Raw genomic sequence first — 24,829 nt, 5'->3', positions numbered from 1 at the left:
TGCCCGGTCGCAACCTTGCCAGGTTCGCGGAATTTCGACCGTCGTTGAGCGGATCGCCTGATTGTTATGGCGCAGTATATCCGCCGTCGATGACGAGTTCGGCTCCGGTCATGTAGCTGGATTCGTCGCTCGCCAGAAACAGGGCTCCGTAGGCGATTTCCTCCGGCCTTCCCAATCGTTTCATTGGGGTGATGCTGACGACAGCGTCCGTAATTTGCGGATCCTGCGCATCGATCATCGGCGTTTGAATGATGCCAGGATGTATCGAATTTACCCGGATGCCATCGGCGACATACGTCAAGGCGGCGTTCTTGCTCATATGTCTGACCGCCGCTTTGGATGCGGTATACGCTGCCACGCCGGCCGCCCCCGCAATTCCCCAGATCGATGAGGTATTGATGATCGAGCCGCGGCCGACGGCCCTCATGTATGGAAGGACGGCCTTCATTCCGTAAAACGGGCCGGTCTGGTTGATGGCGATGACCTTGTGCCAGTCCTCGATGGAGATGTCGGCGATACCGGCGTAGGACAGGACGGTACCTGCGTTGTTGAACAAGATATCGATGCGGCCATCTTGGTGAATGATGTCCTGCACAACGGTTTGCCAATTGGCGAAGTCGGTTACGTCTAACCGATGCCGAACCACTCCATCGATGGCGAAGTCTTCATCGAAGTTGAGATCACAGACGTGGACTGTTGCCCCTTCTTTGGCGAAGAGCTTCACGGTTGCAAGGCCTATTCCCCGCGCGCCGCCCGTGATCAGTGCCACCTTCTTTGCAAGACGCATTGCCTTACCTCCCAATTCAGGCTCGGATGAGAGCCATTCAATTGCGTTGCCGTCATCAAAACCGGTGCTTAGGCAAGCTGCCTTGGCTGGCTTGCTCAGGCCGCTTTATCAGCTCCGCTGAGCTTGCTGATGAGCAGTGCGACCAGGATGATTCCGCCGGTCGTGGCGTTGATCCAGTAAGCAGGGACCTGCGATAGAACCAGTACGTCCTGGATGAGGACGAGTAGCAAAACCCCGCCGCAGGCGCCCGGCATCGTACCGCGTCCGCCGTTGAGGCTGACCCCGCCCAGCACGGCCGCGGCGAATGCGTTGAAGATCAGGTTCTGCCCGAGAGACGATGGAATCGAGGCGATGCGACCAGCCTGCAGAAGGCCTGCGAGCGCAGCCAGCACGCCGGCGGCAATGAAGACCCACATCAGGACACGCTCGACGGGTATTCCGGCAACCCGAGCGGCCTGGGAATTGCCCCCGACCGCATAGAGCATTCGCCCGATCCGGTGGCGCGACATGAACAAGGTGAGCATCGCGAGCAGGCCCAAAGCAATGAGGAAGGACAGCGGCACGTTTCCGATGCTCGCCTCTCCCGGCGCCGTCAGCAGCGGTGGCAATTCCGAGAGGGTCTGTCCACGCGTAACACCTAGGCTGATGCCCCGGAGCAGGATCAATGTGGCCAACGTCGCGATGAACGCATTGAACTTCAGATAGATCACCAGGACGCCGTTGAACGCGCCAATCAGGGCGCCCGAGACGAAGATCGCCAAAAGGGCCAAAATTGGCGAACTCATCAGGCCGAGGCTTCCGCCGCTCACATCGAGAAAACAATAGACCCCCAGCATGGGAGCGAGCCCGAAGGTCGATTCGAGGGATAGGTCGAATTTGCCGGCAATCAGCACGAGGGTCAGGCCCATGGTGAGAATGCCGAGTTCGCTGGCCTGCTGCATGACGCCGTAGATGTTGTCAGAGGACAGGAAGGCCGGGTTCAAGATGGCGCCGGCGATGATCACGACGACCAGCACCGGTAGGATCGCCCATTCAGGCTGGAACAGATTGCTCAGGGACCTTCGATTCGGAGTAGGGCGCACCCCCGCGAGGGGCGGCGCTGCTGGGCTGATATGTGTGCTGTTGCTCATGATGTCTCCGAAGGCAGAGTGAAACCCTCCATCGCGGCGACGAGCTCTTGCTCGTTCATACCGCTTCTCTCAGCGACCTTCTCGCCGCGGACCCAGACCTGGACCCTGTCGCAAAACGCGAGTTCTTCCGGTTCATCGCTGACGAGAATGACCGCCAAGCCCTGCCGCCGGCGCCGCTCGACAATATCCAGGATCGTGGCTTTTGAGGCTATATCCACGCCGGCGGTCGGATGCAGCAGGATCAGGATCGCTGGGTTCGGGCTCAAGGCCGAACCCAACAGAACCTTTTGTTGGTTGCCGCCGCTGAGCTCGCTCACAGCCTGGGTGACTGAATGACAGGCGATCCCAAGGTCAGTGCGGTTTGCTTCGGCGAATTTGCGGCGTGCCTTGCGATCAATCAGAACTCGTCTCGAGAACGTCTTGAGGCTGGGAAGCGTGATGTTGTCTTCGATGGAAAGGCCGCCGACCAAACCGGTCTTGATGCGATCTTCCGGCAGCAGGCTGATGCCGGTTCGCACTGCAGTGCTGGGATTCCAAGTTCGCGGGACTTTCTCACCCTTGAGCTGGATCTGGCCCGCCCAGCGCGGATTGTGGCCAGCCAGCGTAAGAGCCAGGTGGCGAGTGCCAGATCCAGAGTGGCCGGCCAGGCCAACGACCTCGCCTGCTCGCAGGGTGAGATGGAATGTGTCCTTGCAAGCCGCTGCTTTAATCTGAGCGTCCAGGACGACCGGCATGTCCGACGAGAGGGGAGGGCGTGTCACATGCTCGCTTGCGGTCAATGCGATGCCTGTCGCCTCGTCGCCGACCATCGCAGAAACGATCCGGGTCGTGGTAATCTTCTGCGCGTCCCCGTGCAGCACATCCCGACCGTTACGAAGGACCGTGACTGTGTCGCACACCTGTGGAATCTCCTCCAGGTGATGAGAGATGAACAGGAAGGTCACCCCGCGCTTGCGCAGCTCGTTCACGCGCAAGATCAGCTGGTCGATTTCGCTGGCGATCAATTGCGCTGTCGGCTCATCGAGAATGACGAACCGCGAGCCCTGGCTGAGGGCGCGCGCAATTTCGACCATCTGAGCTTCGCCGACGCCGAGATCCCGGACCTTCGCATTCGGCAGGATCGGCATATTCCAGCTATCGAGCTCGGCGGAAGCCTTCTGGTTCAACGCGCGCCAGGAGATCGTCTGCTTGCCCTGATATCGTCCAAGGTAGAGATTCTCCGCAACGCTTAGATCGGGAACCAGCGTGCGGTGTTGATACACACAGGATACGATCTCGCGCCAAGCGTTACGGTCACTTAGCACCGGCGGTGCCGCACCATTGACCAGGAACTTGCCGGAATCGATGGTCCTCAACCCGGTGAGTACTGAGACCAGCGTCGACTTGCCAGCGCCATTGCGACCAACCAGGCCGTGCGACTCGCCCCGCGAAATCGTGAGCGACAGTTCGTTGAGTGCAACTGTCTCTCCAAATCGCTTAACTGCCCGGTCGATCTGCACAATGGCGGCGAGCGGGTTCACCGATGTCGACGAGACGGCGGGGCGAGTCGCGGGGATCATCGGCCGTTGCCCCAGAGGTTGGGATCGTCGACGTTTTGCTTCGTCACGATCGGCGAAGGGAGCTCATCGACATAATAGGCGCCGTCCTTCACCACCGTACTGTTATGGTCGGTGGGACCCGCCTTCATCGCTTCGCCTTTGAGGGCAGCGGCGAGGTAGCGGACGCCGCATTTGGCATAGTCGGTCACCGGTTGCGATATGGTCGCATCCAGATAGCCCTCGCGGATTGCCTTCAGAGCACCCGATCCGCCGTCAATCGCGACCACAGGAATGTGACCAGGCTGGCCTATGGGGACCAGACGCCCGCGTGATTTGAGCGCTGCTGCAACGGGATCGTAGTAAAGCGTGTCGGTCGCCAGATAGATTCCGATGATGTTCGGGTTTCCGCTCAGCACCGTCAATGCGACGTTGGCACTGGCGGGGCCTTCCCAGTTGGCAGTCTGCTCGATGACTTCAACCCCAGCGACTTTCTTCTTGAACTCCTGATTGAACCCATCCTTGCGGTTGCGACCATTCGTTGTGGTCAGGGCGCCCGTGATGTTGAGAACCTGGCCGCTTTTTGCGGTGATCGCGCCGGCGAGCGCTTCAGCCGCGCGAGCGCCCATCCCGACGTTGTCGGCCCGGACGACAGCATATGCGTCGCCCGCCGAGGGCTCATCATCGACGATGACCACGGGGACATTTTTGCTCTTGGCGAAGTCGAGCGCGGGCTTGATCGCGGCGCGGTCGACAACGCCCGCTAGAATCGTGTTGGCTCCCGCATTGATCAGGTTCCGGAAGTCCGTGACCTGTTGACTTGCGTCGCGGTTCGCGTTCGTCGTCTGCACGACGCTCCCGCCGGCAGCCTTCGCTTCGTTGGTGGCTGCGTCAACGAGAACGGTGAAGAAAGGTGTGTTCAGTGTCGGCATCGAAAGGCCGAGCTTCATGGTCGAGTCCGCGGCCGCGACATTTGTTGCCCCGACTGCCAGCGTTGCGGCGAGCACGGTCGAGACCAGCGAGAATTTCAGCGTTGTGTTCATGGGCTCCTCTCTTTTGACGGCGTATGCCGATGTGATTGTTTTTGATCGGACGCGCTATTAGCGATCGTCCTCTTGGGAGGGCTTATCCTATATTGCGGCGTTTGGGATAAAGACGGCGGGCCGGGAAACACTGTTGTGTGTGATGCAAAAGGACATCGGTTTTCGTCCTCCTTGTGATGCGGCTCTGTTCGCAGAGAGTGTCTCGTCCGCCCACTCAACCGAAGCGGGTCGGTGGTTGAGCGTGCGGTTCTTGAAATCTGATGATGACGCCGGACCCGCCGCCATCAATTGAAGAGCCGACGCGACGCCACAGAAGGCGTGGCTGCGATCGACGCTATCGTCGAGCTGCGTCATCGCGTTCGGACGGACCGCAGTCGTGCGCATCGCAGCGCAATCTCGCACCGATGCTTTTTGCACGGCGTGCAAGAGTGTTTCCCGATTGACCTTGTTTATCCCGCACTACGCGACATGGAATAACCGCGACGAGGGGACCGCAGCGCGCCAAAGCGCTGTCGATCTGCAGAGCAATGCCGGGATAAGCCGGTTATCAAGGGAGGAGTCGAATGCACGATAGACTGAAGTTGTCTCTGATTTCCGCGGCGTTCACTGCGGTGGCGATGTTTGGTGCGGCAGGAACTGCCGTCGCGAAAGACGAGAAATTCGTCATGATCGAACATTCGCCGGACAGTGAAACATTCTGGAACACGGTCAAGAATGCCGCCACGCTGGCGGCGAAAGAGACCGGCTCCACGGTAACGTTTCGTAACCCGCCGACGGGCGACCTTGCCGACATGGCGCGGATCATACAGCAGACGGTTGCCGAGGCCCCGGACGGAATCATTATCACCATTCCCGATTTCGATCTGATTGGGGGACAGATCTCCGCTGCGGTCGACAAGGGAATTCCAGTGGTGACGATGAACACTGGCACGGCCGAGCAGTCGAAAAAGCTGGGCGCCCTTCTTCATGTCGGTCAGCCCGAGTTCGAGGCGGGCAAGGGAGCTGGTGAGAAGGCGAAGGCCGCCGGCGTCAAGTCGTTCCTTTGCGTCAACAGTCTCTTCCCGAATGTCGCGGGCGAGCAGCGGTGCAAGGGCTTTGCGGCTGGCCTCGGTGTCGAGCTCGGCAAGCAAATGATCGACTCGGGCACCGACGCGACGGAAATCGCCAACCGGGTCAAGGCCTACCTGGCTGCCAATCCGCAGACGGAGGCGGTGCTGACCCTCGGTCCGATGACGGCTATTCCGACAATCAAGGCCCTGAAGGAGAACGGCCAAGCTGGTCGGATCTTCTTTGCCACCTTCGATCTCAATCCCGATATCTCAAGGGCGATCAAGGAAGGTGTGATCAAGTTCGCTATCGATCAGCAACCGTTCCTGCAAGGCTATCTGTCACTCATTACGCTGACAAATCACCTGCGCTACGGCGTAACGCCCGCAAATTCGGTTCTGTCGGGGCCAGGCTTCGTCACTAAGGAAAATATCCAATTGGTCGAGTCGCTGGCCGGCAAGTACCGCTAATTCCTCCCGTGACTCACGGGCTGCGGGAAGTCGCAGCCCGTGCTCTTTTGGGATCTTGAACCATGACGATGCCCTCAACAGTAGCAGCCCCCCTAATGCATACGGCAAGAGATGAACGAATAAAGCGGATGTCGAAATTCCGTCGGGCGATTATCCGGCCGGAGCTCGGTGCGATCTGTGGAACGGTTGCGGTTTTTGCGTTCTTTTTCGTACTTGCGGGCGGAACGGCGATGTTCACCCTGGAAGGCGCGATGAGCTGGAGCACGGTGTCAGCCCAGTTCGTTGTGCTAGCGGTTGGCGTCTGCCTCTTGATGATCGCGGGTGAATTTGATCTGTCGCTAGGCTCTATGGTGGGTTTCTCCGGCATGATCTTCGCGTTGCTGACGATCGCGCTGGGGTTGCCCGTGTGGCTGTCGATCCTTCTCGCGTTGACGCTGGCATGTGCGCTGGGTGCGATCAACGGCATTCTCGTTGTCAGGACGGGCTTGCCGTCATTCATTGTTACCCTCGCCTTCATGTTCATCCTGCGCGGGTTAACGATCTGGAGCGCCATCTCCTTGACCCGCCAGACGGTCGTCTCGGGCATGGGCGAGGCGGCTGCGAATGATCCGTTGGCCAGGCTCTTCGGGGGCAAGGTTCTTACCGGCCTTTTCCAATGGCTCGCCAACCATGGTGTGATTGCGACCTTTGCCCGGGGGGCACGCGCAGGACAGCCGGTGGTCGAGGGCATCCCCATGCTGATAGTGTGGGCCATCGGTCTGTTGATCTTCGGGCAATGGCTGCTCACGCGAACCAAGTTCGGTAACTGGATTTTTGCCACGGGTGGCGACCCGCAGGCGGCCCGCTACATCGGTGTTCCCGTCACCCGCGTCAAAATCATCATGTTCATGTTTGCATCTCTCTGCGCGGCGGTGCTCGGGATCTCGCAAGTCGTCGAATTCGGATCTGCCGCGGCCGATCGCGGGCTCATGAAGGAGTTCGAAGCAATCATTTGCGTTGTGATTGGTGGAGCGCTTCTGACTGGCGGCTATGGATCCGTGATCGGGGCTGCGTTAGGTGCTGTGATCTTTGGCGTGGTGCAGCAGGGGCTGTTCTTCACCAATGTCGAGAGCTCGCTGTTTCGAGTCTTCCTCGGCTCCATCCTGCTCGGGGCGGTGATAGCTAACACCTATATCCGTCGCCTGATCACGGGAGAAAGGTGATGGCCGTGCCGATCGTCGAGATGATCGATATCCAGAAGCATTTTGGGCACATCATTGCGCTATCTGGGGTGTCGTTCAGCGTGATGCCTGGCGAGTGCCATTGTCTTTTGGGGGACAACGGCGCAGGCAAATCAACCTTCATCAAGACGATGGCTGGAGTTCACGCGCCAACCCACGGAGAAATGAAGGTTAATGGCGAGACTGCGCATTTTGCCAACCCGCGCGATGCGATGTCTGCCGGCATTGCGACGGTCTATCAGGATCTCGCGGTGATTCCGCTGATGAGCGTTAGCCGGAATTTCTGGATGGGGCGGGAGCCGGAGCGGGGAGTGTGGCCGTTCCGCACGATCGACTTCAAAATGGCAGATCGCGTCGCCATGCAGGAGATGTCGCACATGGGCATCAACTTGCGCGAGCCCGAACAGGCGGTGGGTACATTGTCGGGAGGCGAGCGCCAGACGGTCGCGATTGCGCGGGCGGTCTATTTTGGCGCGAAGGTTCTTATCCTCGACGAGCCTACGTCGGCCCTTGGCGTTCGCCAGACCGCGAATGTGCTCGCGACCATCGATCAGGTTCGCAAGAAGGGGATTGGTGTTGTGTTCATCACCCACAACGTACGGCATGCGATGGCCGTTGGGGATCGGTTCACAGTTCTTAATCGCGGCAAGACGTTGGGTACCGCCGACCGTGGGAAGATTTCGGCGGACGAGCTTCAGAATCTGATGGCGGGGGGGCAGGAACTGGCTCAACTGGAATCCTCGTTAGGAGGAACGGTCTGAGGCCTGGTCCTATCGGAGACGCGCGGTGTCCAAAGAAGAGGCTTAAGAAAGTGAACAAGTATCTGAGCGAGTTCAACTCCGTTGAGACCGTCAACGAGCGCATGAGTGCGGGCATTGACCCGCGACTGCGGAAGGTCATGGAGTCCCTGGTTCGCCACCTGCACGCGTTTATCCGCGATGTGGAGCTCAACGAGGCAGAGTGGTTCACCGCGATCGAATTCCTGACCCGTACGGGCAAGATCTGCAGCAATGAGCGGCAGGAGTTTATTCTACTGTCTGATGTGCTCGGCGTCTCGATGCTCGTCGATGCCATCAACTACCGGCGGCCAGCAGGCGCCACTGACAATACGGTCTTGGGTCCCTTCCACGTCGCCGGATCCCCCGAACGGGCGATGGGTGATTCCATCAACTTGGATGGCAAAGGCGAGACTTGTCTCTTTGAAGGGCGAGTCCTGGATATTTCCGGCAATCCCATTGCGGGCGCCTCACTCGACGTGTGGTCGGACAACCACGACGGCTACTATGACGTGCAGCAGCCCGGCATCCAGCCACCGTTCAACAACCGTGGCTATTTCCGCACCGGGCCAGATGGTCGATACCGCTTCCGGGGCATCAAACCGGTTTCCTATCCAATTCCCCACGACGGTCCGGTCGGGCAGATGCTCAAGGCGGTTGGCCGGCATCCCAATCGGCCGGCCCATGTGCATTTCCTGGTTGGCGCCGACGGGTACGAGCGGGTTTGCACGCACATTTTTGTCGCAGGAGATCCTTATCTGGAGTCGGATGCGGTCTTCGGGGTCAAGGAGTCGCTCGTTGTCGCCTTCGAAGCGATCGAGGGGGCTGACACAAAATGGAAGGCCAACTTCGATTTTGTGCTGAAAGCGCTTTGAAGTCACTTACGAACGACGAAGGGAGGTTACCTCAGCGGGTCACCTCCCTGCCGTTCGGTCGATCCGTTAATTGGTGGCGTCGACGAGGATCTTCATCTTGGTCCCAGCGGGATCAAGCAGCGGCTTGAACCCTCCTTCGACGAGGTCCTTCAGGGGGATGATCGCGTCGATCAGCCTCGCGACGGGTAACTTACCGCTTTCAATCATCGCATAGATGCGCGGCCAAAGTGTCGTGGGATAGCAGAGCGATCCCTGAACGCGGACGTCGCGCACGATCAGGTCGAAGGGCGAAAGCTCGACCTTGGCATTGGTTAACCCAATGAGCACGACCGTGCCTTGGGGGCGAACAGCGGCGACGCAGTCGGTGATGGCGCGTGGATTGCCAGCGCACTCAATCGCAGCATCACAACCAAGCCCCTCGAAGGTCTTGTCGTTCAAGATGGCCTTAACATCAGTGCCCGTCGGATCGATGGTGATGACAGGGAGGCCCAGCGCCTCGACCCGCTTGCGGCGGGCGGCGTTCGGCTCACTGAGGAAGATCTGTCCCGCGCCCGCGGCATGTGCGGCCATGACCGTCAGTGCGCCGATTGGGCCGCCGCCCGTGATGAGGATTGAACCACCTGGTTCTAATCCGCTCCGATCAACGGCCGTTACTGCAACGGCAGCGGGCTCGACCATCGCCGCCTGTTCGAAGGACAAGCCTGGAGGCAGCCTGATGGTGGCACAAGCCTTCATGACCGCATATTCCGCAAAGCCTCCCCAGGGCCAGGTCAACCCGGTGGCTGCGCCTCTGGTGCCGAGGAAATGCAGGCCGCGGGTACCGAAATAGCCGTCGGCGGGGCCCATGTGGGGTTGGATTGCGACACGATCCCCCGGATGCAGGTGCCGTACGTCTTGCCCGACTGCTTCGATCTGGCCGCCGAATTCGTGGCCGAGAATCTGCGGGAGCGAGGCGCCCGAAAAAATGTTTGGAGTCGAGGAAATAAAGATTGGACCGGCGGCGTATTCGTGCAGATCGGTTCCGCAAATACCGCAGTAGCGATTTCGCACGAGAACCTCGTCCGGCCCCAGTTCGTCCGGCTTGGGAATGTCGTCAATCCTGACATCTTCCCGGGCGTAAAATCGTGCAGCCTTCACGGTGGTTTCCTCGCTGTTTTGCCGCGTCCCGGGTGCGCTTCATTGCATCCCTAGGAATGTCGCGATCGTTTAGAAATATGGCGTTCTGTGCCCGGGGCGGCTCAGCGGCCTCAGATCATCGAACGGATTGAGCCGCCGTCGACGCCCCATACCGCTGAGGTGACGAAACTTGCCAGGTCAGAGGCAAGGAAGACGATAACGTTGGCTACTTCGTCGGGTGTGCCAAGCCGCTGCAGCGGGAGCTGGCGAAGCTTCATTTCGTGCTCTACTGCCGCCCGCGGCTCCATCTTGTGATACCTGCCCATGGTCTCTGCAAAGCCGCCGGGCTTCGTCCAGAAGGGTGTCCAGGTCGGACCGGGAGCCACCGCATTCACGCGGATGCGAGGACCCTCTGCGCGCGCAAGCGCCTTCGTCAACGACAGGACGGCTGCTTTCGAGACCGAATAGTCGATCGGTACCGGCTCGGGCTGCCGGGCCAGATCTGATGCGTTGTTGATGATGACGCCGCCGTGTTCGCGCAGGATCGGCAGCGCACAACGAATGGCCCGGACGTAGCTCATGAAATTCAGACCGAGCGTGGCGTCCCAGGCGGCGTCTGTCAGGTCGTCAAAGGTTCGAATCGCGCCGGCGCCCACGTTATTGACGAGAACGTCCAAACGATTTCCGAAGGAAGATTGGACCGCCTGCATCCCCCGTGAGACGCCTTCGGCGGTCGACAGGTCTGCTTGAGCAGCATGCACACTCACTCCCAACTCGCGGGCCTCGGCAGCAAGGCTCTCCAGCCCGGCAGCATTGATATCAAGGAGCCCAAGGTGCGCGCCTTCGCGGGCGAACGCCAATGCTGTGGAGCGACCGATACCGTCGGCGGCCCCAGTAATGACCGCAATCCGGTTCTTCAATCCCGTGTCCATGGTCCCGTCCTCCTCTTTTCGTTAGACTGAGGCGCCTTCCGCGCCAGTCCTGAAGTCAAATCCAGCGGTCAGGCCCCCGTCGGCAATCAAGTCTGCCCCAAGGATCGCTTCAGCACCGCTCGACAGGAGGAACAGGGCCGCCCGCGCCACCTCGTGCGCCTCGAGGATGCGGCCCTGCGGCTGACGGTTTGTGCGCGTCTGAAGAAACTTGCCGCCGTCTTTGGCACTTTCGACATGCCGCTTGAACAAACCGGCGTTCATCGGCCCGGGGCTGAGCACATTGATCCGCACGCGGTTGCGGGCATGGTCGAGGGCAGCGGTACGAGCAAGTTGGCGCACCGCCGCCTTCGACGCGTTGTAGATCGCCAACTGCTGTTCGGCGACGGAGGCATTGACAGAGGCGATCGCAACGATCGCGCCACCGCTACCGGCCTCCATCCTAGGGAGGACCGTTGCCATGGCGAGCGCTGTTCCGGTTACGTTAACCGACATCGTCCGAGCGATGAAATCCGGCGACGCGGTAGGCACGAGACCGGTGTCGAGGATTGCCGCCGAGGTTGCGAGGCCAAGGCTCGCCGGTCTGAATGCGTCGAGCAGTTCGCTGACCTGGTCCCATGTCGCTTGCTCACTGACCGAACCGACGACTTGAGCGAAGCGGTCGCGCCCGTTGAGTTCAGAAGATGCCACATCGACGCCGATCACCTGCGCCCCGCATTCCAGCAACAGGACGGCGATCTCTCGCCCCAGCCCGGACGAGGCCCCGGTGACGACTACCGTTTCAGGGAGAGCAAAAGTGATCGAAGCCAAAGGCATTCTCCTCAATCAGAAACAGGCGGTAGGCCGGAGTAAGCCCGATGCAGTAAGCGTCGAATTGAATCACGCTCCGGTTGCCTGGGGTTCGCATAGGGGCTGGACAACACGAGATTCGTCGCCTTCTCGATCCCCTCGATCGGCATCCCGAGGGCCTCGAGGCTGCGGGGCGCGCCCACACGGCCTGCGAGCTCGAACAATGCATGGGAAGGATTATCCGCGGCCAATACCGTCTTCAGCCTGGCGATCACGTCGGGAACAGCCGAAGCATTGTAGGCGAGCGCATGCGGGAGGATGACCGTGTGCGTCTCGGCGTGCGGCAGATCGAAAGCGCCGCCCAAGGCGTGACACAGCTTGTGATGCAACGCCATGCCGACCGACCCAAGGCACATGCCACACAGCCAGGCGCCGTAAAGAGCTTCAGTGCGCGCGCCCTGATCGAGACTGTCGGCAGATATCCGCGGGAGGGCACCAGACATTGCAGCGATTGCGTCCAACGCGAGATGATCAACAACGGGATTGCGGTCCTCGGCATAGAGGGCCTCCACCGCATGCGCTATGGCATTGATTCCGCTGGTCGCAGACAACGAAGGGGGGAGGGACATGGTGAGGTCGACATCGTAGATCACGACCTCGGGCAGAACCTTGGGTGATCTGAGTGTGACTTTTCGACCTGCTGCCGCTTCGCCGAGAATTGGTGTCATTTCCGAGCCGGCGTAAGTTGTCGGAATCGCGATCTGAGGCAGGTCAGTGCGCAGTGCCAACGCCCTGCTCAGCCCAATGGTGGATCCTCCGCCAAACGCCACGAGGCCATCCGCCCGGTGCTCACGCACAAGCGTCAGAGCCGCCTCGGTAACCTCCACGGGGGTATGCATCACCGCCCCAGAAAAGGTGTGGGTACGCCTGTCCGCGAGCTGCTTCGAAACCTGCTCAGCGGCAGCCGCCTGCGGCGGCGTGGACAGAACGATAACGCGCTTTAGGCCGAGCTTGTCAGCCTCCTCCCCTACACGAGCGATCGAACCACGTCCGAAGGTCACGCGTGCAGGATGCTGGTTGTAGACGAAGGTACGTAGAATGTCGGACATAACTCAAGACCGATTGTCGACGCGCAGATTGAAGGCGTTGATCTTTACGTCCGCCCACACACCTGCGCGCGCGAATGGATCACCTGCATTGAATGCCACCACATCGGCCAACGTTGTGGCCTCGAAGACGAAAAGCGACCCAATCATCGTCTCGCCATCCGGAGCGAGTAGGGGCCCGGAAATCACGGTACGAACGCCGCCATCCTTCAGGTACTGTTTGTGCGCCTCGTAGTGTTCGAGCCGCAACAGCAGCGCCTCAGCGTAATCGAGGCAATGGACTGCGAAGTGCATTTCGACCCTCTATCTGGAAACATAGTCAACCTGGTGTCGCGCAATGCGCACGCCTTCCAACTCGTCGCGAACTTTCAAGTGCGCGGGGTGCGTGGCGTACGCAGCGAGCGCCTCGCGACTCTCGAATTCTGAGTAGAGAACGATATCGCAAGCATAATTGACCCGGCTGAAGTCCACGCCGATCTCGAGATGGGTCATGCCGGGGATGACGCCAAGAAGTCGTTCAAAGCGCGACTTGACCGCGGTGACCGATGCCGCCTTCTCCTCCTCGGAGGATCCGACGAGATTCCACATGACAATGTGTTTAACGCGCTCAGTTCCGCCCGATAGGTTCATTCAATCCTCTCACCGCGTCAGCTATCGCCAAAGACGCGCTCGCGAAAAAGATTGCACTTGCCGATCTAGGAATAAAGATTGCTCCCGACAAAACACTCTCCCAGGAAGCGCAAAAAGCTATGGTCCAGTAGACGGCACTGCTAACATTCGTGACGGTCCTATTAGTAAGAGCATGACTAAGGTGGCCGATACGTTGCGCCTATCGACTTCGGCAATCAGCAGGTATCTGATCCAACTTGAGAGTCGGCTTGGAGTACGCTGGCAACGGATCACACGACATCTGGTTCTCACAAGCGAAAGCGATCAATTCTATGAAGACGTGCGTCAGGTGCTAGCGAGTCACCGAGAGGCAGGGAGCCAACGTTCTGTAGCAGTGATCGCTCACGCGGGCCGGTTGCGCGTGAGGGCGTCGCTCTCCTTCTGCCTCTCGCACCGGATGACTGCGGTCGGTGGCAACGCGGTCCGGACTCGGTCAAGAGATCCGGCTTTCATCTTTGACGTGTACTGGACGCATTTCGACCAGAAGTTCTTGGGCACGATTGCCGGCTCGAAGTCCTCCGATACGACCATCGGAGGCCGTTTCTCTGCAGCATTCGTTGGAACGTTGATGAATCGGAACGTTTAGGCAAAGGAGATGCATCGGACGTGCATGGCCCTTACTTGCACAATTCGCAAAACTGTTTCCTGTGGCGCCCACTTTATGTCGGCCGGCGCCATGATATCAGAGCGCTAGATCGGTGGTCCGTTGGCCGCGATCGCGACGTTACCGTTTGAACTTGCGCGAGGATATTGTCGTGGTTGATGACGTAGAGCTTCTCATCTCGTACTTCGCGCTTTCGGGGGACGTTTACCCGCTGGGGCCGACCGAGGTCAGCCCATTCCCGTTTAAGGACAGAGTCGAAGCGGCTGCCCGCGCAGGGTTCAAAGGGTTTGGTCTTCACTACGAAGATACGATGGCGACACAAAGCAAAATCGGCTTTGCAGAAATGAAGCGGATTCTGCAATCCAACGGTATGAAGTATCTGGAAATCGAGTTTCTACTCGACTGGTACAGGACCGATGAGAAGCGCAAAGAATCCGACAAGTTCCGTCGGCAATTGCTCGAAGTCGCGGCTGAACTGGGGATGCGGGATATCAAGGTCGGCCCTGGGTTCCACGAAACGCATGCTGACGTTCCGCGTATCGCTGACGAGTTTGCGAAGCTGTGTGAGCAAGCGGCCGTCTACGGTGCCGATATTGTTCTCGAGATTATGCCGTGGTCGAATGTGCGCACCATCGAGACGGGCCTCGCCATCGTGAGTGCAGCTGATCAGCCGAACGGGGGGCTTTTGATCGACATCTGGCATATCGCTCGTGGAAACATTCCCTATGCTGATATACGAAAGATCCCGACGCGCTACATCAAGGCGGTCGAGGTCGACGATGCTCTGAAGGTGCCGCCCGTCGACGATATGTGGGAAGATACGATCCATCATCGCGAATTGTGCGGTGAGGGTGAGCTGGACGTCCCCGCGTTCCTTCGCGAAATCCGCGCTGCGGGTTACCAGGGCGTCTACGGAACCGAGATCCTATCGGCGCGGCACCGCAAGCTGGGACTTAACGAGATGGCAAAGCGGGTCTTCGATAGCACGATGGCTCAATTCGCCAAGGTCTGAGTACCGTGCTCTAGCGACTTTGTGAGCTGCTATTAGTCGCGCGTTGCAGCGAGATCTGCCCTCGATCCGCGGACGTGCCCGTATGAGGGCCGCCGGGCGGCGTGGTGATTTCAATCGAGGCAAATGCGACGAGGTTGGAGGGCAATGGATAAGACGAAATTCAATCTCGCTGAAGCAGTCGTGGACATTCCCGACGGCGCGACGGTGATGATCGGCGGTTTCGGAGGCGCAGGGGCTCCCATCGAGCTAATTCATTCGCTTCTCGAACGGTTTCGCGCGACCGGCCACCCAAAGCACTTGACGCTTGTGAATAACAACGCTGGCAACGGCCACGTTGGTCTAGGGGCATTGATAGAGTGCGGCACAGTAAAAAGGCTAATTTGCTCGTTTCCCCGCTCAGTCGATTCCCGTGCGTTTTCGCAAAAGTACCGCGCTAAAGAGATCGAGCTGGAGTTGGTTCCCCAGGGCACGTTTGCCGAGCGTATTCGCGCCGGCGGTGCTGGCATCCCCGCTTTCTATACGCCCACCGCGTTAGGTACAGATCTTGCGCGCAACAAGCCGGTCGCTGAATTCGACGGCCGGATGTATTTGCAGGAGCGTTGGCTTAAGGCTGATTTTGCTTTGATCAAGGCTGAGGTGGGCGATGAGCACGGCAATCTCACCTACCGGATGGCTGGGCGGAACTTCAACCCCCTTATGGCGATGGCGGCGCAGTGTACGGTCGCGCAGGTCCGGCGCATCGTGCCGGCAGGTCGTATCGACCCCGAGACAGTTGTGACACCTGGCATCTTTGTGACGCGCGTCGTCGAGGTGTCGGATCCACAACAGGAGGAGCAGCTCAACCGCGCCGGAGCGATCTTTTGATGATCAACAAACTTTCCAACGCTCAGATCGCCTGGCGGGCTGCGCAGGACATTGAAGATGGAGTCTATGTGAATCTCGGCATCGGCTTTCCCGAGCTCGTGGCGAGATTCCAACCAGCAGGTCGCGAGGCGGTCTTTCATACCGAGAACGGGGTTCTCGGCTTCGGCGCTGCACCGCCGTCAGGCGCAGAGCATTGGGACCTGATCAACGCTGGTAAAAAGGCGATTACGCTTAAGCCCGGCGCTGCGTTTTTCCATCATGCCGACAGTTTCGCGATGGTGCGTGGTGGACATTTAGACGTGGCCATACTTGGCGCTTATCAAGTGGCTGAGAATGGCGATCTGGCAAACTGGTCGACCGGACCAAACGACGTCCCTGCAGTGGGAGGGGCCATGGACCTAGTTCATGGCGCTAAGCGCGTGGCAGTCGTAACAGAACATGTAACTAAGCATGGCCAGCCAAAGCTCGTGCGCCGTTGCTCTATGCCTCTGACCGGTGTCGCTTGTGTGAACCGGATCTATACCAGCCTCGCCGTCATTGACATCGAGAGCAGCCGGTTTGTGCTGCGAGAGAAGCTTCCGGCGGTATCGCTGGACGAACTGCAATCTGTGACCGCAGCCGAATTGAAGATCGACGGTACAGTGGTCGATCTTACCGTACCCGGAGACGTGTCATGAGCGAGGTATTCATCTGCGACTATATCCGCACGCCGATCGGTCGCTTCGGAGGGGCTCTGGCGGCTGTGCGCGCCGACGATCTTGGCGCTATCCCGCTCAAGGCGTTGTTGGCGCGCAATCCGGGCCTTGAGGCACTGCTCATCGACGAGGTCATCTTCGGGTGCGCCAACCAGGCGGGCGAAGATAACCGCAACGTGGCGCGCATGTCGGCGCTGCTCGCAGGGTTGCCGGTCGAGGTGCCGGGCACCACCATCAATCGGCTTTGCGGCTCAGGTATGGATGCCGTGATCGCCGGCGCGCGCGCGATCAAGTCGGGGGAAGCTGACCTGATCATCGCGGGCGGAACAGAGAGTATGTCTCGTGCTCCTTTCGTGATGCCCAAGGCCGAGACGCCGTTTTCGCGCGAAAACGCGGTGCACGACACCACCATCGGATGGCGTTTCATCAATCCATTAATGAAGACCCAGTATGGCGTCGAGTCCATGCCTGAAACCGCTGAAAACGTCGCCGAAGATTATAGAACCTCACGTCACGACCAGGATGCTTTTGCCCTGCGGAGCCAACAGAAGGTGGCTGCAGCGATCGCAAAGGGTAGAATGGCGGTCGAGATCACGCCGGTCGTCGTCCCGCGAGGGAAAGACTCCAAGACTGTCGAAGTCGATGAGCATCCTCGTCCCGAGACGACGTTGGACGGCCTTAGCAAGTTGAAAGCGCCCTTCCGCGCAGGCGGATCGGTTACCGCGGGCAATGCCTCGGGCGTGAATGACGGGGCCGCCGCTCTGCTCCTAGCATCGGAGGCGGCCGCAAAACGCCACGACTTGACCCCAATAGCCCGCATTCTCGGGGGTGCGACAGCAGGTGTGCCTCCGCGCATCATGGGCTTTGGCCCTGCACCCGCATCAAAGAAACTAATGGCGCGGCTCGGGCTGCGCGAAGCGAACTTTGAGGTTATCGAACTGAACGAGGCCTTTGCCTCACAGGCGCTGGCTACACTGCGCGATCTTCGTATTGGCGACGATGATCCACGCGTAAACCCGAATGGCGGAGCGATTGCTCTTGGCCATCCCTTGGGTATGTCTGGCGCGCGCATCACCGGCACCGCCGCAATTGAATTGAAGCTTCGCAGCGTCAAGCGATCGCTGTCGACGATGTGCATCGGCGTGGGGCAGGGGATCGCAACTGCGCTTGAACGGGTCTAGGCGTCTCCGGGGCAGCAAGTCCAAAATGGCACATTCACAAATTGCGGGCGCGATCATCGCACTCGAAGTAGACGACGTGGCCGTCAAGGTGACCGCTGCGAGCGGCTAAACGGGTGCGCAACACTGGAATGGGGTGGGGCAATGTCCGTCAAGTCAAAATCGCACGGCATGAGGCTGCCAACGTTGCGGTTTCGCGCGAAGATTGTCCTTGGCTTTTCCGCCGTACTAGCAATCCTGGCCGTAAGCATGGCCCTTGCCTATCTCGGCTTCGAGCGAGTTGCCAATGCCGTAAGCTCGTATCGCGGCAGTGTCGCGGAAGCCGACCTGGTCCGGACGGTTGATCGGGAGCTCATCTCGTATCAAGGGCTCGCTCGAACATATACGTTGACCGGCACCGATGCGGACGAAGCTGCGACTCACAGCATTGAAGAGAGCCTGAGAGCGTCGATCGACAGATCCGTTACGGCCGCAATCGCACCCGAGCGCCGCGAGCAGCTTGCGAGGTTGCAGGCGCAATTTCACTCTTTTGCAAAACTCTTTGGTGAGATCGTCACCCTAACCCGTGCCAACAATAAGATTGCAAGTGAAGAACTCAACGACGCGGGAAGCAAAATCCAGTTCAAGTTTGACGATCTCGGCGACACGGCGGCGCTGACGAACGCTGCCGCGGATCAAGCGGCGATTAAGGATGTCACTTCGCAATCTCTGTCAGTAACAACCTCCGTTAGCGCATTCACGGTGAGACCAGAATTAAAGGCCGCTGACGGCATTCTGGGGCGTATCAGGTTCCTGACGACATCGGTGGGCGCAATCTCGAGCGACGATCAAAAGATCACTCAGTGGGCATCTGACATCGGAGGCCTACTGAAGCGTTACCGTGCCTCCTTCGCCAAGTTCGTTGAGAACGCGAATGCGATTGCGAAGCGCAAGGCCGAGCCGCAGTTCTTACATTGTCGGAAGCATTGAGGTCGGAAATGTCAGTCGACCAGCAGCGCATCGACGGCGAAGCAAGCGCGACGATCGGTGAGACCGAGCATCTCATTCTTCTTCTCTCGCTTGGTGGTGTAGCGATCGGCGCGGTGCTTGCGATCATGCTGGGTAATGGCATCTCGCGACCTATGATCGCCATGTGCAACGCGATGCGTCAACTCGCGTCGGGGAACTTCGACGTCGTGCTTCCTGGGCTCGGGCGCAAGGACGAGTTGGGCGAGATGGCTGGCGCAGTTGAAGAGTTCAAATTGCAAGCGATTGCCAAGGCGGAACGTGATGCAGCGGCCAGCGAAGCGCAGAACAAGGAGTTGGCCGCGGCGCGTCGTGCCGAACTGATCCGCTTTGCCGATGAGTTCGAGGCCGTAGTAGGCATCATTGCTTCCAACGTCTCGTCCTCCGCTGTCCAGCTTGAACTGGCAGCATCGACGCTGACCCGCACTGCGGAGACAACGCAGGCCCTCTCGAACCAAGTGGCGGGATTCTCCGAAAGAGCCTCGACGAATATGCAGTCGGTTGCGACGGCTACCGAACAACTCTCGGCATCCGTTAGCGAGATCGGGCGTCAAGTGCGGGATTCCAGCCTTTTTGCAGAAGCCGCAGTTATACAGGCGAGGGAGACCGACGACCGGATCGCTAGACTATCTCGAGCTGCACAGCAAATCGGAGAGGTGGTGAAACTGATAAACGCAATCGCCGAGCAGACCAACCTGTTAGCGCTAAATGCGACCGTCGAGGCGGCCCGCGCCGGCGACGCCGGCCGTGGCTTTGCCGTGGTCGCAAGCGAAGTGAAGGCGCTTTCTAGCCAGACGGCGAAGGCTACCGATGAGATCTCTTCGCACGTCGCCGGCATGCAGGGGGCGACGGCGGATTCGGTCGTGGCGATCAAGGAGATCAGCGCGACTATCGGTCAAATATCGACCATCGCCACGTCCATCGCGACGGCAGTGGAAGAGCAAGGTGCCGCCACAGAGGAAATCGCCCGCAGCGTACAGAATGTTGCGCAGGGCACACAGGCTGTTGCGACCGATATCGGTCAGGTTAACCGTGGTGCCGCCGAGACTGGTTCGGCTTCAGAGGAGGTGCTGAGCTCAGCCAAAAATCTGTCGAGCGAAAGTGCTCGACTGCGCGCCGAGCTGGACCGATTTATGGCGAACATTCGTGTGTCATAGCGCTCTCGAGATAATTTGCAGACTTCGAATCAGCGACGATGAACAGGCTCGCGCACGGGGCCACAAGCTACGGGCCCTGACTGATTGTAGAGTTGTAGTCTACTTACAGTTTCTACTGAGCCGCTTCATATACAATAGATCGTCCTTATTTGGTTTCGCGATAGGTTGTTGGTGTCGTTACCCGATGCCCGATCACGAATAATAAGCGAAAGGACAACGATGAAATTCACTCGTGAGCAGCGTGTAATGTGGCTCTCCCAAGTGCGGAGTATCCCGTTTCGACAGCGTGTCGAATTGACGAGCAAAGCTGGCTTCGGATGGTTGAGCACTTCGCCCACCGACTTCGATCAGACGGTGGCCTCAGGTCTTAGCGCTGCCGACCAGCGGCAGATCGCAGCCGATAATGGCGTCAGATTGAGCTACCTCGACCCCTTGACGAGTTGGGTTCCAGATTGGCGTCCGGTCAATGAGGACCCCGATATCCTGCCTTACCTCGAAAGGTCGCCCGAATCGTTCCTTCGCGTCGCAGAAGAGCTTCAGGTCGACAAGATCCACCTGATCGGCACCTTCCCGAAGGACCGATACAGCATTGACGAACTCACCCAGCATTTCGGTGCCATGGCCGATCGGGCCGGGAAAGAAGGCTTGCGCGTCACGCTGGAAGCGATGCCGCTCTGGGGGTTTGCAACGCTGGATGAGGCTTGGCAGGTCGTCAAGGGCGCCGGCAGGTCGAATACGGGCATTATATTCGATACTTGGCACTACGTTCGCGGCGGTCGCAAGGATGAGCTGTTTTCAGAGATCCCACCGAGCGCGATCGATACTGTTCAGATCGCCGATGGTCCCCTGGTGTGCCCTTCTGGTCGCTCAATGGTGCGCGACTGCCTGTTCCATCGCGTCCCGATCGGCGAGGGGGAAATTCCGAACAAAGAAATCCTCGCACTTCTGGCGAAGAATGATCTGATCCCGAGTATCGGTCCGGAAATCTTCTCCAGCAAACTGGATGCGCTGCCCCCGGAGCAGATTTTCGACAGCGTTCTGCCTGGCTTCGAGTCTATCATCGACAGCATCTGAACAGACTTGAAAGCGTGTGCGGGCGCCAACTCTCAGTGCGCCCGCACGCAAATTGTATCAAGGAATTTCAAGTCAGTAGACATCGGCTCTGGAACAGGAGTTCACCAAGCTCCTCGTGATGTTTCAGGCATTGTAGGGTTCGGGGAGCGCGTGGCTCCTGAAGATCGCGGCTTACGCGCACTCAACCTTTGGTCTCTGCGAGGGATACCGGCCTCTACGTTGCAACTCAGGCTTCGCGGTCCTCAGCGAAACCTTGAAGGTAGCCCACACTAACTGGTCGCATCCCGGTCGCGCTATGGCCGCGCACGTGAGGGCCATCGAACGACCGGACCAGCGCGCTGCTGATCTCTGACGGTATTTGAGCATACGCCCAACCAAGGCGGTAACGGCAGTCTTGACCACGCCGGCAGTGCTGATCAGTCGATTGACTCCGATAGGTGCCGAAATCGCAGAGAGCGCAAACGGCGCAATTTTTTCTGTGAATTCAAGACCACAATATTGCGGCGGGTATGCCGTCGGCATTTGTCCGTCAGACTTGAGGAATTGTGCTTACAAATCAACGACGATACGCTGTCCGAAATGATAGAGTGGGAGTAATTCGGGCCAGCCCGGGACTATCCCGCTCTATCCAATTGCACAAATTAACAGACTGATTCAACGACATAATTCATCGTGGACAAGATTTTCAAGGGCGCCAAGCCCGCCGATTTGCCGATCAAGCAACCGCCCCGGTTTTTTCTGACGGTCAATCTCAAGACGGCGAAGTTGATTGGATTAAACCTGCCTGAATCATTCCTGTTGCGCGCCGACGAGGTGATCGAATAGGAGTGCCGCACTGAAGTCGAACGTATTCGCGCGCGAAATGACCGCACGTCAGATGGCTCACGAGAAAAAGAAGAGGATTTGCATTGCGCGTGGGCGTCGGTTCGGGCTGCTCACGCGATGACCCCGGAATTCCTGGTGGACCAACTGAGGAGGATTTACAGTCGTAAGACGGCGTAAGGTCCGCTGGGAAAGCGGCCAGCTTCCCCGGTTCGGCGAGCTGGTCGCAGAACTGGCGGCCATCAGCCTTCAGGCCGAATGTGATCACCCCGATGCCGCAGCGTTGCCATGTTCTGCACCAGATCGGATGCGGTAATCGGCGATATCAACGATCAGAAGGCACGGCGGAGGTAACCGGCCTGATGATCTTGAAGGGCCCCGACATGCGATATCGTCGGGGCCTTTCTTCCTTTATTACTCGGCTGGCTCTTGGTTCAGGCTTCGCAAGCGGCAACAGCTCTGCCATATGCTTGCATGGCTGCTGCTATTTATTGAACACTTCAATTTGCTGCGACGAGACCGATTTCGTACAGCGTGGCTTTCTCACCTACACCACTCCGATCATGATCGTCGGCGGCGTCGCAATCCGCCTGTAGAACTTCCGCACGCTTACCCGTGATCAGAAGCTGTTTCCGCATTTCCGCGAGGCGGGCGCGGCAATATTCGCGATAGAGCAAGTCGAATATGGCGGGCATGATCACCCCCATCGTTTGACTATTGCTAGCTAGAGATATTCCCACCACGAGGTGACAGACCTCGGCTCATTTGGAGAGCTGCCTGGCATAAGCGCGTTCAAAGGCGGCGCCGAATTTCAAAGCTCCAAAGAGCGATCAGTTAATTTGTCGGCGCAAAGAAGCGGAGCCGAAGTAAAAGTATAGCAGCCTTCTGTTTCAGGACGACTTCGTCGGACAACCCCAGAGAGAGTCGTGCGGCTGAAGATCCAACTACAACGTGAAAAGAGTTGCCACTGGGTGCAGGCGCCGCACGTTGAAGCTCGTATGATGCGATGCGCACGAACATCGGCGAGCCATCAACCAAGAGCGCATGAGGACATCGCTCAGCGTCCTTAGATTGAAAATGCAGTTCAGTTGCAAGGTGTTAGCTGCTTCATAATGTCTTCGCGCCGACCGCCCTAAGCTTTTGGGAGAACCGCTCGGGAGGCAACGATGACACCCGATTGGCTTACCGTCCCCGCAACTATCGTTTGTTTGTCTGTTCTGACCATCGTCGTCTTGATTGCCGTTGGCGCTTGGTAGGGGAGCAGATCAGGACTGCTTTCAAGCCGCTCGGGAGGCAACAATGAATACGCCCGAATGGTATACTGTGATGATCGCTTGCGTCTCTTGCCTAACCATTGTTGTTTTGATGGCCGTCGGAGCTTGGTAGGCGTTCTCGCAGGCTGCAATTGTCGCGTAGAACTTCATCTTGCTGTGTTCCGATGCCGCTCTCGTGCGGTCTCGGACTTAGTGGGCCCTGATCGTGTTGTTCTTCCTGGCTTCTGCTGCGCAGTGGCCTGCCTTGCACGGAATGATTGGTCGCGCTTTTGCGCCCGGATCATCAGCCATCATTGACAGGAATCCAAAAACGCAAAGCGCGACGACGACGCAAACAGAAAGGCTCACAGCCCCCCGCACCAGGAGTCGTCCTAATTCAGCGCGCACGCAAATTCGCTCGTCGGTCTTAGGAGCGCTTACTTGCCTCGAAATGGCGAGAAGCTTGTTGCCGCTGGAAATAGCGTCTCACCTCGAGCGATGTGAGTACCCAAATCGCAATTGCCCCAGTCATTGCTCCCCCGAAATGACGGTTGCGGATAGTGAAGGGTAAGGGAAGTAAGTTAACAAAGCTTAGCGCGGGGAATCCGCTCGACGTAGCGCGACGAGATGGTCCCCTGTAGAGGGCATGACGGGCACATCACGCAAGCTCCACTTGATCTAGGTCAATGCTTTCGGGAAAAAGTAGCAAAACCTCGCACGCGCGACCTTCGTAATTTCAATGGGAGGGTAGAATGGCAGTAGTTGTTCAATATGTAGTCAAACCAAATCCAGGTGCCGACCTCGCGGGAATACTCGAACTGGCTAAGGAGAGCGCCGGGCTTTGGCGAAAGCACGGTGGCAAACCAAGGTTCTGGTCCGTCGCTGTCGGTGAATTCGGAAATTTCGCTTTCTCAGTAAACTTCGAGACGTTCTCAGCTTACGGTGCGGCAGTTGAGAAACTTAATGCGGATCCAGCGTTTCAAACCTGGCAAGCGAAAAGATTGAAAGCCGGCTTGACCACCTTAGTGCGTTCGAATTTGGCGACCGAGATTGAACTTTGAGGAGCGCTCCCGCACCCGCCGGTTCACGCTGGCGGGCCTTCTCAATGGAAAATCAGGTAAGCAAGTGTCGCAACGAGCACGACCAGCCATGAGTACCAGGCGATGACAAGCCAGACATCCGTTTGGAGCTTCCTCATGCCAGGAAGCACAGCGCCGGCGACTTCGATCCCGTTGAGATAGGTCAAAAGTCCGCTCACGGGACCGGGAATACGTGGCAATTTATTGCATTCGAGTGTCGCCTACTGGGCAGACAGCGCTGTCCATGATGCTTAGCGTGCAAACGGGCGACAGGTTTGCGTGCTGCCGCCTGCTCTTGTTAAGCCATACTCAGACACCCGCCCCCAGTTGCTTCTCCCTTGACTTGGGGGCGGGGTTTTCCGGAAACACTGTCGTAGCTCTCGCCGCCGGAGGGGGTCATCGCTGTGCCAGGTGACTCCGAAGCGGTCTACGCGTCTATATAGAGACCTAGGAAGAGCAGGCAAATGCGCTAGAATATCAGGGTCTTGGGACATGCTGTCTGATGCAAAGTCTGGACCTCGGCGAATGGCTTGAAGGACTTGGGCTTGGCCAATACCGGGCCTTGTTCTCCGATCAGGCGATCGAACGCGACGT

26 protein-coding genes and 1 pseudogene are annotated in these 24,829 nt (G+C 58.7%); 15 read left to right on the top strand and 12 right to left on the bottom strand.

The window, feature by feature from the left end:
• Nucleotides 1–64: 64 nt before the first annotated feature.
• The 4 genes from QQL28_RS13125 to QQL28_RS13110 form a co-directional block, all read right to left on the bottom strand.
• On the bottom strand, nt 65–787 hold the full coding sequence (locus tag QQL28_RS13125) for an SDR family NAD(P)-dependent oxidoreductase (RefSeq protein WP_284265653.1): 723 nt from the start codon (nt 785–787) through the stop codon (nt 65–67).
• Between the two features lie 95 nt (nt 788–882).
• Nucleotides 883–1,917, bottom strand: a complete 1,035-nt coding sequence (locus QQL28_RS13120) for an ABC transporter permease (protein ID WP_284265650.1) — start codon at nt 1,915–1,917, stop codon at nt 883–885.
• Complete coding sequence (locus QQL28_RS13115; protein ID WP_284265649.1) at nt 1,914–3,476, bottom strand: sugar ABC transporter ATP-binding protein; 1,563 nt, start codon at nt 3,474–3,476, stop codon at nt 1,914–1,916. The genes QQL28_RS13120 and QQL28_RS13115 overlap by 4 nt, the downstream gene beginning before the upstream one ends.
• Nucleotides 3,473–4,402: a sugar ABC transporter substrate-binding protein gene (locus tag QQL28_RS13110; RefSeq protein WP_284265647.1), complete on the bottom strand. Its 930-nt coding sequence runs from the start codon at nt 4,400–4,402 to the stop codon at nt 3,473–3,475. Before QQL28_RS13110 ends, QQL28_RS13115 begins: the two co-directional genes overlap by 4 nt.
• Between QQL28_RS13110 and QQL28_RS13105 the strand changes: the two genes are divergently transcribed.
• The 5 genes from QQL28_RS13105 (at nt 4,401) to QQL28_RS13085 (ending at nt 8,883) form a co-directional block, all read left to right on the top strand.
• Nucleotides 4,401–4,556, top strand: coding sequence for a hypothetical protein (locus QQL28_RS13105; protein WP_284265645.1), 156 nt, complete (start codon nt 4,401–4,403; stop codon nt 4,554–4,556). The genes QQL28_RS13110 and QQL28_RS13105 overlap by 2 nt on opposite strands.
• Nucleotides 4,557–5,058: 502 nt before the next feature.
• A complete protein-coding gene (locus QQL28_RS13100) occupies nt 5,059–6,012 on the top strand; it encodes a sugar ABC transporter substrate-binding protein (protein ID WP_284265643.1) in 954 nt (317 codons plus the stop codon).
• Between the two features lie 128 nt (nt 6,013–6,140).
• Nucleotides 6,141–7,214: an ABC transporter permease gene (locus tag QQL28_RS13095; RefSeq protein ID WP_284265641.1), complete on the top strand. Its 1,074-nt coding sequence runs from the start codon at nt 6,141–6,143 to the stop codon at nt 7,212–7,214.
• Complete coding sequence (locus QQL28_RS13090) at nt 7,214–7,993, top strand: ATP-binding cassette domain-containing protein (protein ID WP_284265639.1); 780 nt, start codon at nt 7,214–7,216, stop codon at nt 7,991–7,993. The genes QQL28_RS13095 and QQL28_RS13090 overlap by 1 nt, the downstream gene beginning before the upstream one ends.
• A 50-nt stretch (nt 7,994–8,043) precedes the next feature.
• Nucleotides 8,044–8,883 carry an intradiol ring-cleavage dioxygenase gene (locus QQL28_RS13085; RefSeq protein WP_284265637.1) on the top strand — a complete coding sequence of 280 codons (840 nt, stop codon included), beginning with the start codon at nt 8,044–8,046 and terminating at the stop codon, nt 8,881–8,883.
• 66 nt (nt 8,884–8,949) lie between these two features.
• On the opposite strand, the gene QQL28_RS13080 is transcribed toward QQL28_RS13085, so the two are convergent.
• The 6 genes from QQL28_RS13080 to QQL28_RS13055 all read right to left on the bottom strand — a co-directional run bounded on the left by QQL28_RS13080 (nt 8,950) and on the right by QQL28_RS13055 (nt 13,453).
• Complete coding sequence (locus tag QQL28_RS13080; RefSeq protein ID WP_284265635.1) at nt 8,950–10,020, bottom strand: 2,3-butanediol dehydrogenase; 1,071 nt, start codon at nt 10,018–10,020, stop codon at nt 8,950–8,952.
• 110 nt (nt 10,021–10,130) lie between these two features.
• On the bottom strand, nt 10,131–10,931 hold the full coding sequence (locus tag QQL28_RS13075; protein ID WP_284265633.1) for an SDR family NAD(P)-dependent oxidoreductase: 801 nt from the start codon (nt 10,929–10,931) through the stop codon (nt 10,131–10,133).
• 21 nt (nt 10,932–10,952) lie between these two features.
• Nucleotides 10,953–11,738, bottom strand: coding sequence for an SDR family NAD(P)-dependent oxidoreductase (locus QQL28_RS13070; RefSeq protein ID WP_284265631.1), 786 nt, complete (start codon nt 11,736–11,738; stop codon nt 10,953–10,955).
• Between the two features lie 11 nt (nt 11,739–11,749).
• On the bottom strand, nt 11,750–12,817 hold the full coding sequence (locus QQL28_RS13065; RefSeq protein ID WP_284266170.1) for a maleylacetate reductase: 1,068 nt from the start codon (nt 12,815–12,817) through the stop codon (nt 11,750–11,752).
• A 12-nt stretch (nt 12,818–12,829) separates the two neighbouring features.
• Nucleotides 12,830–13,117, bottom strand: coding sequence for a YciI family protein (locus tag QQL28_RS13060; protein WP_284265629.1), 288 nt, complete (start codon nt 13,115–13,117; stop codon nt 12,830–12,832).
• Between the two features lie 9 nt (nt 13,118–13,126).
• Nucleotides 13,127–13,453 (bottom strand): Dabb family protein, encoded by a 327-nt coding sequence (locus QQL28_RS13055; protein WP_284265627.1) that lies wholly within the window; start codon nt 13,451–13,453, stop codon nt 13,127–13,129.
• On the opposite strand from QQL28_RS13055, the gene QQL28_RS46125 reads away from it, so the two are divergent.
• From QQL28_RS46125 to QQL28_RS13020, 8 genes and pseudogenes are all read left to right on the top strand, one after another.
• Complete coding sequence (locus QQL28_RS46125; RefSeq protein ID WP_431309598.1) at nt 13,410–14,078, top strand: LysR family transcriptional regulator; 669 nt, start codon at nt 13,410–13,412, stop codon at nt 14,076–14,078. The genes QQL28_RS13055 and QQL28_RS46125 overlap by 44 nt on opposite strands.
• Before the next feature lie 169 nt (nt 14,079–14,247).
• Nucleotides 14,248–15,108 carry a sugar phosphate isomerase/epimerase family protein gene (locus tag QQL28_RS13050; protein ID WP_284265625.1) on the top strand — a complete coding sequence of 287 codons (861 nt, stop codon included), beginning with the start codon at nt 14,248–14,250 and terminating at the stop codon, nt 15,106–15,108.
• 144 nt (nt 15,109–15,252) lie between these two features.
• Nucleotides 15,253–15,972, top strand: coding sequence for a 3-oxoacid CoA-transferase subunit A (locus tag QQL28_RS13045; protein ID WP_284265624.1), 720 nt, complete (start codon nt 15,253–15,255; stop codon nt 15,970–15,972).
• Nucleotides 15,972–16,649: a 3-oxoacid CoA-transferase subunit B gene (locus QQL28_RS13040; protein ID WP_284265622.1), complete on the top strand. Its 678-nt coding sequence runs from the start codon at nt 15,972–15,974 to the stop codon at nt 16,647–16,649. Before QQL28_RS13045 ends, QQL28_RS13040 begins: the two co-directional genes overlap by 1 nt.
• On the top strand, nt 16,646–17,848 hold the full coding sequence (gene pcaF, locus QQL28_RS13035) for a 3-oxoadipyl-CoA thiolase (protein WP_284265620.1): 1,203 nt from the start codon (nt 16,646–16,648) through the stop codon (nt 17,846–17,848). Before QQL28_RS13040 ends, pcaF begins: the two co-directional genes overlap by 4 nt.
• Nucleotides 17,849–17,989: 141 nt before the next feature.
• Nucleotides 17,990–20,007 (top strand): annotated as a pseudogene (locus QQL28_RS13030) (methyl-accepting chemotaxis protein).
• A gap of 219 nt (nt 20,008–20,226) precedes the next feature.
• On the top strand, nt 20,227–21,081 hold the full coding sequence (locus QQL28_RS13025; RefSeq protein WP_284265618.1) for a sugar phosphate isomerase/epimerase family protein: 855 nt from the start codon (nt 20,227–20,229) through the stop codon (nt 21,079–21,081).
• A gap of 672 nt (nt 21,082–21,753) precedes the next feature.
• A complete protein-coding gene (locus QQL28_RS13020) occupies nt 21,754–21,906 on the top strand; it encodes a hypothetical protein (protein ID WP_284265616.1) in 153 nt (50 codons plus the stop codon).
• Nucleotides 21,907–22,403: 497 nt separating this feature from the next.
• Here QQL28_RS13020 and QQL28_RS13015 read toward each other — a convergent pair whose 3' ends face one another.
• Nucleotides 22,404–22,598, bottom strand: coding sequence for a hypothetical protein (locus QQL28_RS13015; protein ID WP_284265615.1), 195 nt, complete (start codon nt 22,596–22,598; stop codon nt 22,404–22,406).
• Nucleotides 22,599–23,908: 1,310 nt separating this feature from the next.
• Between QQL28_RS13015 and QQL28_RS13010 the strand changes: the two genes are divergently transcribed.
• Nucleotides 23,909–24,217 (top strand): hypothetical protein, encoded by a 309-nt coding sequence (locus QQL28_RS13010; protein WP_284265612.1) that lies wholly within the window; start codon nt 23,909–23,911, stop codon nt 24,215–24,217.
• A 41-nt stretch (nt 24,218–24,258) separates the two neighbouring features.
• Here the strand turns inward: QQL28_RS13010 and QQL28_RS13005 are convergent, their stop codons facing one another.
• The gene (locus QQL28_RS13005) at nt 24,259–24,402 is read right to left on the bottom strand and encodes a hypothetical protein (RefSeq protein ID WP_284265609.1); all 144 of its coding nucleotides are present in this window, start codon (nt 24,400–24,402) and stop codon (nt 24,259–24,261) included.
• Between the two features lie 335 nt (nt 24,403–24,737).
• Here QQL28_RS13005 and QQL28_RS46120 point away from each other — a divergent pair.
• The coding region (locus QQL28_RS46120; protein ID WP_431309600.1) for an SAM domain-containing protein at nt 24,738–24,829 on the top strand (92 nt) is incomplete at its 3' end.

This window comes from Bradyrhizobium iriomotense, assembly GCF_030160715.1.
GTDB lineage: Bacteria > Pseudomonadota > Alphaproteobacteria > Rhizobiales > Xanthobacteraceae > Bradyrhizobium > Bradyrhizobium iriomotense.
Note: the sequence above shows the minus strand (reverse complement) of the source record. Positions and strands in the feature narration are given on the sequence as shown.